Origin of the sequence: Bradyrhizobium sp. AUGA SZCCT0283, assembly GCF_018130385.1 — a bacterium.
Lineage (GTDB): Bacteria > Pseudomonadota > Alphaproteobacteria > Rhizobiales > Xanthobacteraceae > Bradyrhizobium.
In genome coordinates this window covers 166047-182504 of record NZ_JAFCLU010000013.1, presented here as the reverse complement: position 1 = coordinate 182504, position 16458 = coordinate 166047, and the positions used below count along the sequence as shown (strand labels likewise).

General features: G+C 62.5%; 13 protein-coding genes. 1 reads left to right on the top strand and 12 read right to left on the bottom strand.

All coding sequences use genetic code 11. From position 1 onward, the window contains the following. Positions 1-132: 132 nt before the first annotated feature. The 8 genes from JQ624_RS19785 to JQ624_RS19750 all read right to left on the bottom strand — a co-directional run bounded on the left by JQ624_RS19785 (position 133) and on the right by JQ624_RS19750 (position 11018). Entirely contained in the window at positions 133-2055 is a 1923-nt protein-coding gene (locus JQ624_RS19785; RefSeq protein WP_212420571.1) for a potassium transporter Kup, read from the bottom strand. A 241-nt stretch (positions 2056-2296) separates the two neighbouring features. Continuing rightward, complete coding sequence (locus JQ624_RS19780) at positions 2297-4195, bottom strand: potassium transporter Kup (protein ID WP_212420570.1); 1899 nt, start codon at positions 4193-4195, stop codon at positions 2297-2299. A gap of 158 nt (positions 4196-4353) precedes the next feature. Then, a complete protein-coding gene (locus JQ624_RS19775) occupies positions 4354-5181 on the bottom strand; it encodes a flagellar motor protein MotB (RefSeq protein ID WP_212420569.1) in 828 nt (275 codons plus the stop codon). 33 nt (positions 5182-5214) lie between these two features. Then, complete coding sequence (locus JQ624_RS19770; protein ID WP_212420568.1) at positions 5215-5988, bottom strand: motility protein A; 774 nt, start codon at positions 5986-5988, stop codon at positions 5215-5217. A 476-nt stretch (positions 5989-6464) separates the two neighbouring features. After that, complete coding sequence (locus JQ624_RS19765) at positions 6465-7232, bottom strand: RraA family protein (protein WP_409334350.1); 768 nt, start codon at positions 7230-7232, stop codon at positions 6465-6467. A gap of 76 nt (positions 7233-7308) precedes the next feature. Continuing rightward, positions 7309-8190: a phosphatidylcholine/phosphatidylserine synthase gene (locus JQ624_RS19760; protein WP_212420603.1), complete on the bottom strand. Its 882-nt coding sequence runs from the start codon at positions 8188-8190 to the stop codon at positions 7309-7311. A 79-nt stretch (positions 8191-8269) separates the two neighbouring features. After that, positions 8270-8968 carry a phosphatidylserine decarboxylase gene (locus JQ624_RS19755; RefSeq protein ID WP_212420566.1) on the bottom strand — a complete coding sequence of 233 codons (699 nt, stop codon included), beginning with the start codon at positions 8966-8968 and terminating at the stop codon, positions 8270-8272. Between the two features lie 58 nt (positions 8969-9026). Further along, the gene (locus JQ624_RS19750; RefSeq protein WP_212420565.1) at positions 9027-11018 is read right to left on the bottom strand and encodes an ABC transporter ATP-binding protein/permease; all 1992 of its coding nucleotides are present in this window, start codon (positions 11016-11018) and stop codon (positions 9027-9029) included. 212 nt (positions 11019-11230) lie between these two features. Here JQ624_RS19750 and JQ624_RS19745 point away from each other — a divergent pair, with 212 nt between their 5' ends. Next, a complete protein-coding gene (locus tag JQ624_RS19745; protein ID WP_212420564.1) occupies positions 11231-11851 on the top strand; it encodes a TIGR00730 family Rossman fold protein in 621 nt (206 codons plus the stop codon). A gap of 3 nt (positions 11852-11854) precedes the next feature. Here the strand turns inward: JQ624_RS19745 and JQ624_RS19740 are convergent, their stop codons facing one another. The 4 genes from JQ624_RS19740 to cysS all read right to left on the bottom strand — a co-directional run bounded on the left by JQ624_RS19740 (position 11855) and on the right by cysS (position 16035). Continuing rightward, positions 11855-12232: a VOC family protein gene (locus tag JQ624_RS19740; RefSeq protein WP_212420563.1), complete on the bottom strand. Its 378-nt coding sequence runs from the start codon at positions 12230-12232 to the stop codon at positions 11855-11857. 158 nt (positions 12233-12390) lie between these two features. Continuing rightward, positions 12391-13989 (bottom strand): citramalate synthase, encoded by a 1599-nt coding sequence (gene cimA / locus JQ624_RS19735; RefSeq protein ID WP_212420562.1) that lies wholly within the window; start codon positions 13987-13989, stop codon positions 12391-12393. Next, positions 13986-14498 carry a GNAT family N-acetyltransferase gene (locus JQ624_RS19730; RefSeq protein WP_212420561.1) on the bottom strand — a complete coding sequence of 171 codons (513 nt, stop codon included), beginning with the start codon at positions 14496-14498 and terminating at the stop codon, positions 13986-13988. The genes cimA and JQ624_RS19730 overlap by 4 nt, the downstream gene beginning before the upstream one ends. Before the next feature lie 121 nt (positions 14499-14619). Continuing rightward, positions 14620-16035: a cysteine--tRNA ligase gene (gene cysS / locus JQ624_RS19725; RefSeq protein WP_212420560.1), complete on the bottom strand. Its 1416-nt coding sequence runs from the start codon at positions 16033-16035 to the stop codon at positions 14620-14622. Positions 16036-16458 lie beyond the last annotated feature (423 nt).

The following is a 16458-nucleotide window of genomic DNA, read 5'->3' as shown; positions in this document are numbered from 1 at the left end:
CTGCTTCGCCCCGACGACAAGCTGCGAGCGCGTGTCGATGTGGCGATCGAGGCCCTGCTCGCCGATGGCACCATCGCGCGGCGTCGAGCGTGCGCACCGTCGACCGACGATATGAAGTTAAGGGTTCACTCCCTAGATCGTGACCTGCGTTCCCACTTCCACCACGCGACCGGTTGGAATCTGGAAATAGTCGGTGGCGTCGTTGGCGGAACGGCTGAGCGCGATGAAGAGGTGGTCCTGCCAGCGCGGCATGCCCGAATGGGCGGCCGGCTTCAGCGCCCGTCGCGACAGGAAAAACGAGGTCGACATGATGTCGAACTGCCAGCCCAGCTTGCGCGCAATCGCCAGCGCTTTCGGCACGTTGGGAGATTCCATGAAGCCGAAACGCAGCGTCACCTTCGAGAAGGTCGCACTGATCTCCTCGAGCCGCACCCGGTCGGCCGGATCGATCCGCGGCGTCGGCGCGGTTTCAATCGTGAGAATGACGTTTTTCTCGTGCAGCACCTTGTAGTGCTTCAGGCTGTGCATCAGCGCGGTCGGCGCGCTGACGGGATCGCTGGTCAGGAACACCGCGGTACCGGAGACCCGCTGCGGCGGGCGCTTCTCCAGCATCGCCACCAGATCGGCCAGCGGGAATTCCAGCTTGCGCGATTTCTCGAACAGCAGCTTGCTGCCGCGCCGCCACGTGTACATCATGAGCATCACCACCGAGCCCAGCGCCAACGGCATCCAGCCGCCCTCGAACACCTTGAGCAAATTCGCCGAAAGGAACGTCAGATCGAGCGCAAGAAGCGGCGCGATAAGCGCGCCAGCCGCGATCATCGACCAGCGCCAGACCTTCCAGATCACCACGAAAGCCATCATGGCCGTGACAACCATGGTTCCCGTGACGGCGATTCCGTAAGCGGATGCCAGCGCGCCAGACGAGCGAAACAATCCAACAAGCAACAACACGCCGATAAGCAGCGCTGTATTGACTCTCGGCATGTAGATTTGCCCGATCAACGACTCGGAGGTGTGCTGGATTTCAAAGCGCGGCAACAGTCCGAGCTGGATCGCCTGTTGTGTGATGGAATACGCGCCAGTAATAACCGCCTGGCTCGCGATGACGGTTGCCGCCGTCGCCAGCGCAATCATCGGCAGCAAGGCCCAGTCCGGATAGAGCAGAAAAAAGGGATTCTCGATCGCCTTCGGATCCGCAAGCACGAGGGCGCCCTGACCGAGATAGTTGATCGTCAACGCCGGCAACGCCACACAGAGCCATGCCGCGCGGATCGGCCGTTTCCCAAAATGACCGAGATCGGCATAGAGCGCCTCGGCGCCGGTCACAACAAGAAAGACCGCGCCCAGCGTCATAAATCCGATCACGCCGTGGGTCAGGAGAAAGCTCAGGCCATGGATCGGATTGAAGGCCAGCAGGACCGTGGGATTTCGCGCTATCTGCGGTATGCCGGCGCCTGCAATAGCAATGAACCAAACGAGCGTGACCGGTCCGAAAAACGCTGCAACTTTGGCGGTGCCGCGCGATTGCACTGCAAACAGGGTGACGAGAATCAGCGCTGTTATGGGAACGACATAGGGCTCGAATGCAGGCGTCGCCAGCTTCAGGCCCTCGATAGCTGACAGCACCGACAGCGCCGGCGTGATCATGGCATCGCCATAGAACAAGGCGCCGCTGATAATGCCCAGTAACACCAGCATCGAGCTGCCGCCGACAGCGCGATTGGCCAGCGCCATCAAGGCGAGCGTTCCGCCTTCCCCGTTGTTATCCGCGCGCAGCAGGATCACCACGTATTTGACCGTTACCACCAGGATGAGCGCCCAGATGATCAACGACAGAATTCCGAGTACGACCGTTTCGCTGGCCGGAACGTTCGGGCCAACCGCCGCCAACACCGACTCGCGAAGCGCGTACAGCGGGCTCGTGCCGATGTCGCCATACACCACACCGATGCATCCCAACATGAGCGCGCCGAAGCTTGCGGTCGGATGCGCACTGTCGTGCCCGCTCCCAGCCTCCGAAGAAGCTGATGACGCCGTTCCTGTGGATGTCATGAAAGTTGCCTCAATTTGCCCACTCGCGGATGGGCGGCAGGCTTATAATGCTGCAACGCAAAATCTGAGCCAGCTATATTCCTGGCCCAGCCATGCATATTGCGCATGTCGCCTGATGGCAAGATCGATCTAACCTTTTGAAAAGCAAAAAGGATTTTCTCGAGAAATCATTGCCTGCTGCGTGTTTGGACATTCGTCCAACGCCTTTGACAGGCACAGCGCGTCTCAGCGCTTCGAACGATTAGATCGTCACCTGCGTGCCCACTTCCACGACCCGCCCCGTCGGGATCTGGAAGTAGTCGGTCGCATCATTGGCCGACCGGCTCATCGCGATGAACAGATGATCCTGCCACAGCGGCATGCCCGACTGCGCCGAGGGTTTAAGCGAGCGCCGCGACACGAAGAACGACGTCGCCATGATGTCGAACTGCCAGCCGAGTTTGCGCGCGATCACCAGCGCCTTGGGCACGTTCGGCGATTCCATGAAGCCGAACCGCAGCCGCACGGTGGAAAACTTCTCGCTGATGGTTTCCATCCTGACACGCTCGGACGGATCGACGCGCGGCGTCTGGGCGGTTTCGATGGTCAGGATCACATTGTGCTCGTGCAGCACCTTGTTGTGCTTGAGGTTGTGCATCATCGCGGTCGGCACGAAGCTCGGATCGGAGGTCAGAAATACCGCCGTGCCCTTGACGATATGGGGCGGACGCTTTTCCAGACTCTTGATCAGGTCCGCCAGTGGCACCTCGATGCGGCGCGTCTTCGCGGTCAGGATTGCCGCACCCCGCCGCCAGGTCCAGATCATCACCGCCACGGCAACGCCGAACAGCAGCGGCACCCAGGCGCCCTCGAACAGCTTCAAAAGGTTGGCGGCAAAGAAGCTCATGTCGACGACGACGAAAGGCAGGATCACGGCCGCCGCGGTCGCCGCGCGCCAGTTCCACAGTTTCCAGATCACGACAAAACCCATGATGCCGTCGACGACCATGGTCGTGGAGACGGCGATGCCATAGGCCGAAGCCAGACCGCTCGAGGTGCGGAACAACAGCACCAGCAGCACGACCCCGATCAGCAGCAGCCGGTTGACGCGCGGCAAATAGATCTGGCCGGCATGGGTCTCCGAGGTGTAGCGAACCTCGAAGCGCGGCAGCAGGCCGAGTTGCACGGCCTGGCGGATCAGCGAAAAGGCGCCGGTGATCACCGCCTGGCTCGCGATCACGGTCGCAGCGGTCGCCAGCACCACCAGCGGCAGCAGCAGGATTTCGGGGACCATCCGATAGAACGAGTTCTCAATAGCCGACGGCTCGGACAGCACCAGCGCGCCCTGGCCAAAGTAATTGATCAGCAACGCCGGCAAGACGAAATAGAGCCATCCGGCCTGGATCGGCTTGCGTCCGAAATGGCCGAGATCCGCATAGAGCGCCTCGCCGCCGGTCACGGCCAGAAACACCAGGCCCATCGTCACCAGCCCGATGGTGCCGTGGGAAAGCATGAAGTGGATCGCATACCAGGGATTGATCGCCAGCAGCACCGTGGGATCGTCGCTGATGTGGACAAGGCCCATGATCGCCAGCGCGGCGAACCAGACCACCATGACCGGCCCGAAGGCGGAGGCGACGCGCGCGGTGCCGCCGCTCTGCACCGAGAACAGGACGACCAGAATGAAGATCGTCAGCGGCACCACATAATGTTCGAGCGCGGGTGTCACCAGCTTGAGACCTTCGACCGCCGACAACACGGAAATCGCCGGCGTGATCATGGAATCGCCGATGAACATCGAGGCGCCGACGACGCCGAGCGCCAGCAACGGCAGGCTCCGCCGGCCCAACGCCCGCTGCCCCAGCGCCATCAGCGACAGCGTGCCGCCCTCGCCGTTGTTGTCGGCGCGCAACAGCAGCAGCACATATTTGGCGGTCACGACGATTAACAGCGACCACAGGATCAGCGAGAGCACGCCGAGCACGATGGCGCGCGACACCGGCTGGCCGTTCGCCGCGTGGGAAACGGCCTCGCGAAACGCGTACAGTGGCGAGGTGCCGATATCGCCGAAAACAACACCGATACTTCCCAGCGTCAGGGCCCAAAAGCCAGAGGTGGCCTGCCCCTCATGGGCTTCAGTGGATGTGACGCTGACAGTCATGATGGAGAGGAACGTTCTCGTCGTTGAATTGATCCGGGCGGCTATCGACGCTTCCGCACCGCCTGTCAATCATCGCACAAGCATAGCACCGCAAGCGATGCGGAGCTCACGCAAAGCAGATCGAAACGGCCAGATGGTATTATGGTAGTTCCGTCGTCTTACGGCTTCAGGTTTGGCGGAAGCGGCGGATTTTCGCGCATCAATGTGATGGTGACGCGACGGTTTGCCGGCAATGTCGGATCGTCGGGAAACAATGGCTGGCTGTCGGCCCTGCCGCCGACGGCGTAGATATGCGACGACGGCAATCCCTCGCGTTCGAGGATCTGGCGCACGGCGTTAGCGCGGTCCGCCGACAGATCGAACGCGCCATATTCGCTGCGCGCCGGCACGAAGCCGGCCGATGTGTGGCCGACAATGTTCATCCGCAGCGGTGTCGCCTTCAACGGTCCAGCCAGTTTCTGAATTAACCGGCGGGTGCGGTCGTACGGCACCTTGGAGCCGTCGGCGAACATCGAGCGCCCATCCTGGTCGACGATTTCGAGATTGAGCCCCTCTTTGGTCTCCTCGAACATGATGTGCTTGGACATTTCGGTCAGTTCCGGCATGTCCTGCAGCGCCTGGCGCAACGAGGCCGCGGCGAGCGCGAACTCGCGATCGACCTTCAGGCGGGCGCCGGCTTCGCGCTGACGGTCCTTGTCGTCGGGCGTCGGGGTATTGGAGGAATCCTCCGGCGCAATATGCTCGAGATTCTTCAGCTTCGGCCGCGTCGGCAGGCCGTCGGCTTCGACGATTCCGGAATATCGGGACTCGGTCTGCACGCCGAACGCTTCGCGCATCGAACCGGCGACGATTTTCAGCTTGTCCTTATCCTGACTGGAAAACGCGACCAGCATCACGAAGAACGCCAGCAGCAGCGCCATCAGATCGGCGAACGTCACGAACCAGCCGTGACCGCCATGTGCCTCTTCGCGCTTTTTCTTGGCCATGTTCTCTATTTCCGCGACTGGATGCCGTGCCGATCAAGCCGGAGCCAATTCGCCTTCCTCGTGGCGATGCTTCTCGGGCAGATAGGCCAGCAGCATTTCACGCACGAGCGCCGGGCTCTTCGAATCCCGGATCATCAGGATGCCGTCGATGATCAACGTGCGGTTTGTTTCCTCGTCGATCAGCTTGCCATGCAGCTTGTCGGCAATCGGCAGGCAGATCAGGTTCGCCACCAGCGCACCGTAAAGCGTCGCCAGCAACGCCACCGCCATGAAGGGACCGAGTTTCGAGGGGTCCGACATGTTCGAGAACATCTGCACCATGCCGAGCAGCGTGCCGATCATGCCGAACGCCGGCGCGCAGTCGCCGATGGCGCGATAGATCTTCGAGCCCTCGTTCAGGTGCATCAGGAAGTTGTCGCGATCGCGCTCCATGTTGTCGCGGATGAATTCGAGATCGTAGCCGTCGGCGACGTAGCGGATGCCCTTGGCGAGAAACGGCTCGTCGGTCTCGACCTTTTCCAGTCCGACCGGGCCCTGCTTGCGGGCGATTTCCGCGATGCGCGCCAGTTCGTCGACCAGATCGCGCGCCGAAAGACGGCTCATCGTGAAGGCGAATTTTGCACCCAGCGGCATGCCGTGCAGGATCGCGCTGAGCGGGAAGCGGATAAGGGTCGCGGCGAACGAACCGCCGAAGATGATGATGACGGCGTGGATGTCGTAGAACATCCGGAAGTCACCGCCCATCAAGATCAGCGTCGACAAGACGATGCCGCCGACGACCAGGCCAATGAGCGTGGTGATATCCATTCTGCACTCCGACGCGTACGCGAACTACCGGCCGTCCTGGACGGTCGCGCCGCCCATTCGGAGCCGCGCAAGAGGCACCCTACGACCGCGCCATTAAAGACGCGTAAAGGTTAAGCCTAAAGCGCGGTCGTAGAATTGCCGGCCCACGACCCGCATGATCTCAAGGATTCGCTAACCATAATGGGCGCGTTTACTGCGCCTGCACGCCGCCCGGCGGCCTTGATGATCGGCCACCATTGTTCGATCTCGGCCTTCTGGAAGCTGGCCGGTCCTTTTGGGGTTTGCCGCGCGCGGGGCGGAGATGAGGTCGGTCATCGCGGGGCCTGCGCCGCGATAGGGAATGAACTGAACTTTCTGTTTGTTCAGATTTAAGTCTGCGCCTACGCAGGCGCGGCACCGAAGGGGGTCAAGAATGACAGCGCCGCCCAGAACCCCGTCATGACGTTTCCCCCTTTTTGTTGAACCCCGACTTTTCGTCAGTGGATCTCGGACGAACGCTTCAGCGCCTCTTTGAGCTTTTCGAGCGTGAAGTCCGGGCTGCGCGCGATTTCCAGGATCGGCGTCTCGCGCCGGCCGCAGAGTTCGGCGGCTTCCGGAATCTTCGCCGCGATATCCGTGGGGATCACGATGGCGCCGTGCTGGTCGGCGTGGATGAGATCGTCGGAATGCACCGTCATGCCGGCGACGCGCACTTCGCCGCCCCAGTGTTCGGCGTGAACCCAGGCGTGCGACGGCCCGATCGAGCCGGCCAGCGCCTGGAAACCCGGCGCCCATTGCGGAATGTCGCGGATCGAGCCGTCGGTGATGACGCCGAGGCAGCCGAGCGCCTTGTGCACGTTGCTCTGCACCTCGCCCCAGAACGCGCCGTAGCCGACATCGGCGCCGTCGATATCCTGGATCACGGTGATGCGCGGACCGAAACCGGTGCCGACATATTCGTAATAGGCGATGCGGCGCTTCGCCTGCTCATCGGCTGGCAGGGTGGATTTGAGCACCGAGCGGATGGTGACGGTGCGGGCATAGCCGACCATCGGCGGCAGATCGGGAAACGGACAGACCAGCGGCTTGGTGGTGTAGCCGATCAGGCGGCGTTCGGGCGCGACGATTTCCATCGCATTGCAGATCGTCGGCGTGTCATAGCGCGCCAGCGCCTCGAGGACGGAAGCAGGCAGCGGGGCGGTAACGGCATTGTTCACGGCGTTCTCTCCTGATTGTTCTTTGGGCCGGCTGTTCTGGAATGACATGCGTATAGCCGAGATTGGCGTTGCACCCAACTCGGCGGCGGCTCATGGCAGCTATATCGAAAGTCGCGCGGCGCGCTCAGTTCAGCCGCGCCGGCCGCTCGTTCCCGGCTTCATCAGGGGCCGGCGGAAAGGTCGCCGCCGGAGTTGACGGTCCGGCGGCGCCCGCCGTTGCAGACGGCTGCGCGGCAGCGGCATTGCGCTCATGGTCGCGATAGGTCTTCCACCCCCAGGGCAGGCTTCCGAGATACAGCACCGAACCGATCGACAGGATGTGCCAGGGATAGCCGATCAGCAGTGCGACGAAGAACACCACGGAGACGAAAACCGGCAGCACCATTTCCGGCGGCACGCGCATCCTGATCGTCTTGCCGGAAAACACCGGCAGACGTGACACCATCAGGAATGCGATCAAAAGCGTATAGAACGCGGTCAGCATGGCCGGCGGCTTCGAGACGCCCAGAAACGCCAGATAGAACGGCAGCATCGCAAGGATGGCGCCGGCCGGCGCCGGCACGCCGGTGAAGTAATTCGCCGCAAAGGCAGGTTTGTTCGGATCGTCGATACTGGCGTTGAAGCGCGCCAGCCGCAGGCCGCCGGCGATCGCAAACACCATCGCCGCGATCCAGCCGCCATTATGCAGCTCCTGGAGCTGCCAGAAGTACAGCATGAGGCCGGGCGCAACGCCGAAATTGACGAAATCCGCAAGGCTGTCGAGTTCGGCGCCGAATTTCGACTGACCCTTGATCATGCGCGCGACGCGGCCGTCGACCCCATCCAGCACGGCCGCGAATACGATGGCGGCGACCGCAAGCTCCATCCGCCCTTCGATCGACAGCCGGATCGCCGTCAGCCCGGCGCAGATCGCGAGCAAGGTGATGACGTTGGGCACCAGCATCCGCACCGGGATTGGGCGAAACCGGCGGCGGCGCAGTTCAGGGTATTTGGGATCAGGGGTCAGCATGGCTTGCCAGTATATAGCAAGCGCCGGTCCGGTTCACCATTGGCGGCGGCTTAGCCTTTTAGGCGGCCGGGGACGGTTAATCGGCGCGAAACGTCCGGCCCTGCTCGCTGGAACTGAAATCGGCCAAGATCGTCTCGCCGGCAACCGCCGTTTGCCCCTCGGAAACCAGCGATTTCGAACCTTCGGGCAAATAAACGTCCAGGCGCGAGCCAAAGCGGATCAGGCCGAACCTCTCGCCGGCACCGATCGACTGGCCTTCCCGCACGAATGAGACAATCCGCCGCGCCACCAAGCCGGCGATCTGGACCACGCCGATCCGTCCGTTGGTGGTCGAGATAACAAGCGAATTGCGCTCATTGTCTTCGCTGGCCTTGTCGAGCTCGGCGTTGATGAAGGCGCCGGGCCGGTAGGCGATGCGGTCGATGCGGCCCGCCACCGGGCTGCGGTTTACGTGGCAGTTGAACACGCTCATGAAGATCGAAATGCGCGGCAGCGGCCGGTCGCCGAGGCCGAGTTCAGCCGGCGGCAGCACCTGCGCGATCATGGAGACGCGGCCATCGGCCGGCGCCACCACGATGCCGTCGCGCACCGGCGTGACGCGAACGGGATCGCGGAAGAACAGCGCGCACCAGACGGTCAAGGCGGTGCCGATCCAGCCCAGCGGCGTCCAGATCCAGAACAGGATCAGGCTGACCGCCGCAAAAGCGCCGATAAAGGGATACCCCTCGGGATGGATCGGCGGGATCTGCGCGCGGATGGAGTTCGCAATCGACATCGAGGCTCACTGTTGTCTGGCCAACTTCCCTGCCTTTGGAAGTAGCGGGGTATTTGGATTATTCCGCGGCGGTTGCCAAGGGATCTTTGGGTTTGGACGGGTCCCTGGACGGCTCATTGAGCGGATCATCGACCGGCGGCGGGGCGCGGTTCGGCGCCTCGTTGGCGTCGTCGATCTTCGCGAGCTTCTCCCGCGCCTCCTCGGCTTCGCGCTGCCTGTTCCACATACTGGCATAGAGCCCGCCGGACGCCAAAAGCCCCGTGTGGGTGCCACGCTCGGCGATGCGCCCTTGATCCAGCACGATAATTTCATCGGCGCCGACGATGGTCGAGAGCCGGTGCGCGATCACCAGCGACGTGCGGCCACGCGAGACGCGCTCCAGCGCTTCCTGGATTTCATGCTCGGTGTGGCTGTCGAGCGCGGACGTCGCCTCATCCAGCACCAGGATTGGCGGCGCCTTCAGCACGGTGCGCGCAATTGCCACGCGCTGTTTCTCGCCGCCCGACAGTTTCAGGCCGCGTTCGCCGACCTGGGTTTCGTACCCCTTCGGCGACATCCGGATGAAGCTGTCGATCTGCGCCAGTTGCGCCGCCTGCTCCACCTCGGCATCGCCGGCGTCCCAGCGGCCGTAGCGGATGTTGTAGCGGATGGTGTCGTTGAACAGCACGGTGTCCTGCGGCACCATGCCGATCGAGGCGCGCAGGCTCGCCTGCGTGACGTTCCTGATGTCCTGGCCGTCGATCAGGATTTTTCCGCTGGAGACGTCATAGAGGCGGAACAGCAGCCGCGAAATCGTCGACTTGCCGGCGCCCGAGGGACCGACGATCGCCACCGTCTTGCCGGCCGGCACCTCGAAGCTGAGGCCCTTGAGGATCGGCCGCTCCGGATCGTAGGCAAAGCGCACGTCGTCGAACCGCACATTGCCCGAGCTGACGACGAGCGGCGTAGCGCCCGGGATATCCTTGATCTCGGGATTGCGCGACAGCACGCTGAACATCTTCTCGATGTCGATGATCGCCTGCTTGATCTCGCGATAGACCATGCCCATGAAATTCAGCGGCTGGTAGAGCTGGATCATCATGGCGTTGACCATGACGAAATCGCCGACCGTATTGGTGCCGTTGCGGACGCCGAGCGCGCACATCAGCATGGTCGCGGTGAGGCCGAAGGTGAAGATGATCGCCTGCCCGGTATTGAGCACCGCCAGCGAGGTATAGGTCTTCACGCTGTTGCGCTCGTAGCGCTCCATCGAACGGTCGTAGCGTTCGGCCTCGCGCTGCTCCGCGCTGAAATATTTCACCGTCTCGTAGTTGAGCAGCGAGTCGATCGCCTTGGTGTTCGCCTCGGTGTCGGAATCGTTCATCTTGCGGCGGATTTCGATCCGCCATTCGGTGGCGATATAGGTGTAGTACATGTAGATCACGACGGTGATCGCGGTGACCAGCACGTAGCGCCAGTCGAACTGCCACAGCAGCACGGCCATCAGCAGCGACACCTCGACGATGGTCGGGATCAACTGCAGGATCACCATCCGCACGATCACCTCGATGCCGGTGCGGCCACGCTCCAGCACGCGCGTGAGGCCGCCGGTCTTGCGCTCCAGGTGGAAGCGCAGCGACAATTCGTGCATATGGACGAAGGTGATGTAGGCGAGCTTGCGCACCGCATGCATGGCGACGCGGGCGAAGATGCCGTCGCGAAACTGTGTCAATATCGCCATCAGTACCCGCACCGCGCCGTAGCTGGCGGTCATCAGCAAGGGCGAGGCGATCAGCCACAGCGTCCAGTTCGACGGTTCGACCGGCGCGGTGCCCGTGCCGTTGAGCGCATCGATCGCCCATTTGAAGGTGAACGGCACCGTCAGCGTCGCGAGCTTCGCTGCCAGCAGCAGGACCATCGACCAGACCACGCGCATCTTCAGGTCTGCGCGGTCGCCAGGCCAGATATAGGGCCACAAATGTACCAACGTCCCGATCAGGGTCGCCTTTTCGGGAGAGTCGCTGGCCGGAGTGGCGGCACCAGCATGCGGGTGCGAATCAGGATCAGCCATTGGCGTCGCGCCCAGAGCAAGATGGCGCACTGGTCGCCTTCAGATGGTTTTTGATGATCTGCATATGCCCGTCATATAGAGCGTTTGACTGTCCCGTACAGCCTTGAAAGATAAATCTTTCCCCCGTTTGGTTTGATTTCGGGCCTATTTGTGCTGCATCAGCGAAACAAGCCAGACTTGAGCTTTCCTGGGTGCAGTGCCACATGATCTGCATGGATCAAATCAAAACCGATGAAATCAAAACAGTCTGTGTCTATTGCGGCTCCGGCTCAGGCTCCAGCCCCCGCTTTGTCGAAGCGGCCCTCGCTTTGGGAAAGATTTTCGCCGAGAACAATATCCGCCTTGTCTATGGCGGCGGATCGGTCGGGCTGATGGGCGCGATCGCCAAATCCACGCTGGATCACGGCGGCCTGGTCACCGGGATCATTCCGGATTTTTTGCGATCCCGCGAAAATATGCTGACGCGCGTTCAGGAAATGATCGTCACGCCCGACATGCACGAGCGCAAGCGGCTGATGTTCGAACATTCCGATGCATTCGTCGCCCTGCCCGGCGGCGTCGGCACGCTGGAAGAACTGGTCGAGCAGATGACCTGGCAGCAACTCGGCCGCCACTCCAAGCCGGTTCTGCTCGCCAACATCGACGGCTTCTGGGAGCCGCTGATCGCGCTGCTGGCGCATATGCGCGAAACCGAGTTCATCCGCCCATCACTGAATATCGACATTCTCAAGGCTGAACGGGTCGAAGACATCGTGCCGCGCCTGCGCGCCGCCGCGGCCCGTGCTCCCGAAGGCACCAAGGAAATGGCGCCGGAATTGGCGCGGAAGCTGTAGGCTTCACTCGCTGGGAAACGTCACCGCCTCGATGCGGTTGCCGTCCGGATCGATGACGAAGGCGGCGTAATATTTCACGCGATCGTGCGGACGCAGGCCCGGCGCGCCGTCGGAGCGGCCGCCGGCGCTGAGCGCTGCGGCGTGGAACGCATCGACATCGCCGGTTGCTTTGGCACGAAGGCAGATGTGCGTGCCGCTCTCGGGCGGGATCTTCGCCATGCCGGCGCGCAGGTTGATCCAGAATTCGGGGTAGGTTTTGCCGAAACCGATGGTGGCCGGTCGGGTGACGAGCCGCGAGAGGCCGAGCGGGGCGAGTGTGGCTTCATAGAACCGCGCGGAGCGCTCGAGGTCGCTGACGCCGACGGAGATGTGGTCGATCATGGCCGAACCTCAATTTCTCAACGTCATTGCCTGCGACAAACGCGAAGCGTTTGCGCAAGGGAGCGAAGCGACGAAGCAATCCATTCTTCCGTTTTCGCCGCAATATGGATTGCTTCGCTTCGCTCGCAATGACGGCGGTTGCACGTTCACCGCTCAACTCACGCCGGCGCGCCTGATTTCACCAGCTTGTAGATCACCGAATCCATCAGCGCCTGGAACGAGGCGTCGATGATATTGGGCGAGACGCCGATGGTGGTCCAGCTCTCGCCGTTCTCGTCCTCGCTCTCGATCAGCACCCGCGTCACCGCTTCCGTGCCGCCATTGAGGATACGCACGCGGTAATCGATCAGCTTCAGGCCCTCGATATATTTCTGGTACTTGCCGAGATCCTTGCGCAGCGCGACATCGAGCGCGTTGACCGGGCCGTTGCCTTCCGCCGCCGAGATCAGCCGTTCGCCGGCGACATCGACCTTGACCACCGCCAGCGCCACCGTGACACGCTGGCCGTTGGCGTTGTAGCGCTGCTCGACATTGACGTCGAACTGTTCGACCTTGAAATATTCCGGCACGCGGCCGAGCGTGCGCCGCGCCAGCAGGTCGAACGAGGCATTGGCCGATTCATAGGCATAACCCGCCGCTTCCCGCTCCTTCAGCTCCTCGACCAGACGCGCCAGCTTCGGGTCGCTCTTCTCATAGGTGATGCCGGCGCGGTCGAGTTCAGCCATCACATTGGAACGGCCGGCCTGATCGGACACCAGCACCTTCCGATGGTTGCCGACTGATTCGGGCAACACGTGCTCATAGGTCTGCGGGTCCTTCATGACCGCGGAGGCATGAATGCCGGTCTTGGTTACGAAGGCGCTCTCGCCGACGTAAGGCGCGTGGCGGTTCGGCGCGCGGTTGAGCATATCGTCGAGCGTGCGCGACACCTTCATCAACGTCGCCATCTTGTCCGCGGTGACGCCGATCTCGAAGGCGTCGGAGAATTCGTTCTTCAGGCGCAGCGTCGGGATCAGAGAACAGAGGTTGGCGTTGCCGCAGCGCTCGCCGAGCCCGTTCAGCGTGCCCTGGATCTGCCGCGCGCCGGCGCGCACGGCGGCCAGCGAATTGGCCACCGCCTGCTCGGTGTCGTTATGGGCGTGGATGCCGACATGGCTGCCCGGGATATGTTTTGTCACGGTGCCGACAATGGTCTCGATCTCGTGCGGCATGGTACCGCCATTGGTGTCGCACAGCACCACCCAGCGCGCGCCTGAATCATAGGCCGCCTTGGCGCAGGCCAGCGCGAAATCGGCATTCTCCTTGTAGCCGTCGAAGAAGTGCTCGCAATCGACCATAACCTCGCGCCCTGCCGCCTTTGCCGCGGTGACGCTGTCGCGGATCGAGGCGAGGTTTTCCTCGTTGGTGGTCTCCAGCGCCACCCGCACCTGATAGGCAGAGGATTTGGCGACGAAGCAGATCGCATCGGCCTTGGCCTCGATCAGTGCCGCAAGCCCCGGATCGTTCGAGGCCGAACGGCCCGGACGGCGCGTCATGCCGAACGCCGTGAATTTGGCGTGTTCGAGCTTCGGCTTTTCGGCGAAGAATTCGGTGTCGGTCGGATTGGCGCCGGGATAGCCGCCCTCGACATAGTCGATGCCGAGATCGTCCAGCATCTGCGCGATGATCTGCTTGTCATGTAGCGTGAAATCGACGCCGTTGGTCTGTGCGCCGTCGCGCAGCGTGGTATCGAAGAGATAAAGGCGTTCGCGGCTCATGACGGAACTCCCGGCGCGGCGCCATCGGCCAGCGTTTTCTGCATCGTGGTGTTGGCGAGCCATTCGCCGTTGAGGGTCACGGTATTTCGTTGCATGGCGATATAGCCGCGCTTCTTGAACAGCGGCTCCGCGGTGTCGCTGGCATCGACCGTCAGGGTTTTCGCCCCGCGCGCGCCCGCCAGTTTTTCCAGCGCGTCCACCAGCATCGAGGCGACGCCCTGCCCCGCCACGCTTGGATGAACGAACAGCATGTCGATGTGATCAGGCCCTTTCAGCGAGGCGAAACCGACCGGCGCATTCTGGATGGTCGCGATCAGCGTCAATTGCCCTGCCAGCTTCTTGCCGAACGCTTCTTCGTCCTCGGCCGCCGCCGCCCAGGCTTGCTGCTGCGCCTCGCTGTAGTCATCGCCGGTCAGTTCCTCGATGGCGGCAACGAAGATCGCCGCCAGCATCGGAACATCCGCCGGCAGATACGGCCGCAAGCCAGGTTTGGGCAACGCCTGTCCCATCGCAATCTTCACCACATGCCGTAAAGCTTCAGGGCCAGCGCTACCGCGCCGGCGATCAGCAGGATCTTCAGCGCGATATAATAGAGCCAGTGTTTCGGAAAAGGCGTATCGGGTTTCGTCATCACGCGATCTCCCATGTGGTCACGGGCTTTCCATCGGCATCCTTGCCGTCCTTGATGGCGACGCCCATCGCGGCGAGTTCGTCCCGGATGCGATCGGACTCCTTGAAATCCTTTCGCGCACGCGCCGCCGCACGATCCGCAATCAGCCGATCGACCTCTTGCGGATCGATGCCGCTCGCCTGCTGCTTGCGTCCCTTCCACGCCGCAGCACTCATCGAGAGGAAACCGAGCAGCCGAAGTGAAGCCGCAAACTCGCCGCGTTCGCGCTTCCCCCCGGACGCCGCCGCATGGCGCAGGCCGTGCAGGACAGCCATGGCCTGCGCGGTGTTGAGGTCGTCATACAGAGCCTCGACCATGGCCGGCGACGGCTGGCCGCCCTCGGCGTCGGCCGCAACCGCGTACCAATCGTCGAGCGTCTTGGCGCTCTCTTCCGCGCCCTTCGTGGTCCAGTCGAGCGGCGAACGGTAATGCGTCTTGAGCATGCTCAGGCGCAGCACCTCGCCCGGCCAATCGGCCAGCATCTCGCGAATCGTGAAGAAGTTGCCGAGCGACTTCGACATCTTCTCGCTTTCGAGCTGCAGGAAGCCGTTGTGCATCCAGACATTCGCCATGCGGTCGGAATGAAACGCACAGCAGGTCTGCGCAAGTTCGTTCTCATGGTGCGGAAACACCAGGTCGATGCCGCCGCCATGAATGTCGAACTTCTCGCCGAGATGCTTCCAAGCCATCGCCGAGCACTCGATGTGCCAGCCGGGACGGCCTTCCGCCTTGATGCCCGCCGGCGACGGCCATGACGGCTCGCCCGGCTTCGACGGCTTCCACAGCACGAAATCGGTGTTGTCGCGCTTGTAGGGCGCGACGTCGACGCGGGCGCCCGCGATCATCTCGTCGAGCGAGCGTTTCGACAGCGCGCCATAGCGCGGCATCGCGGAATTCGCCGCGTTCATCGCCTGCGGCGAGAACAGCACGTGGTCCTCGGCGACATAGGCAAAGCCGCCGGCAACCAGCTTCTCGATGATCGCCCGCATCTCCGGGATATGCTCCGTCGCGCGCGGCTGCACCGTCGGCGGCAAGCAGCCCAGCGCGGTGACGTCGTCCTGATACTGCTGATAGGTCTCTTCCGTGACCTTGCGGATCGCCTCGTTCAGCGGCACCCCGGGATAATCGCGCGCGGCGCGCACGTTGATCTTGTCGTCGACGTCGGTGACGTTGCGGACATAGGTCACATGGCCGGCGCCATAGCGATGGCGCAGGACGCGGAACAGCACGTCGAACACGATCGCCGCGCGACCGTTGCCGATGTGGGCGAAGTCGTAGACCGTCGGTCCGCAGGCATACATGCGGACGTTGTCGGCATTAAGCGGCACAAACGGCCGCTTCTCCTTCGTCAACGTATCGTAGAGGCGCAGTTCCATGGAATACCCATCCCAGTGCCGAGGGCGATTTGAAGTTCCTGCAGGGGTAGCAGCGAGACCGATCAGGAACTTCAAATCGCAGGCGGCACTAAACTTTTGGTTTCTTGCAGCGCACCGGCTCTCGCATTCGCAACCCCCATTCGCCGCAAGAACATGCGAATGCGAGAGCCGGTGCGCTGCCGGCCGGGCGTCCAGTGATCTCGTTTGGGAGAAAAGACGGCCTCAGCCAGCGAATCGCTAGCTAATAATCTCGCGGCAAATGCTGCAGATGGCGAGGAGACCGTTCATGGTTCCACCATTGCGGTATCGGAAGGACGCCGTCAAGGCCTTGCTTGTGCCCGATTTGGGGCCGATCAGGCGGCCGACCCCCACCATTCGCTGCCGCCCCGCGGGCTCATGGTTAATCATTATTAACACTTTGGG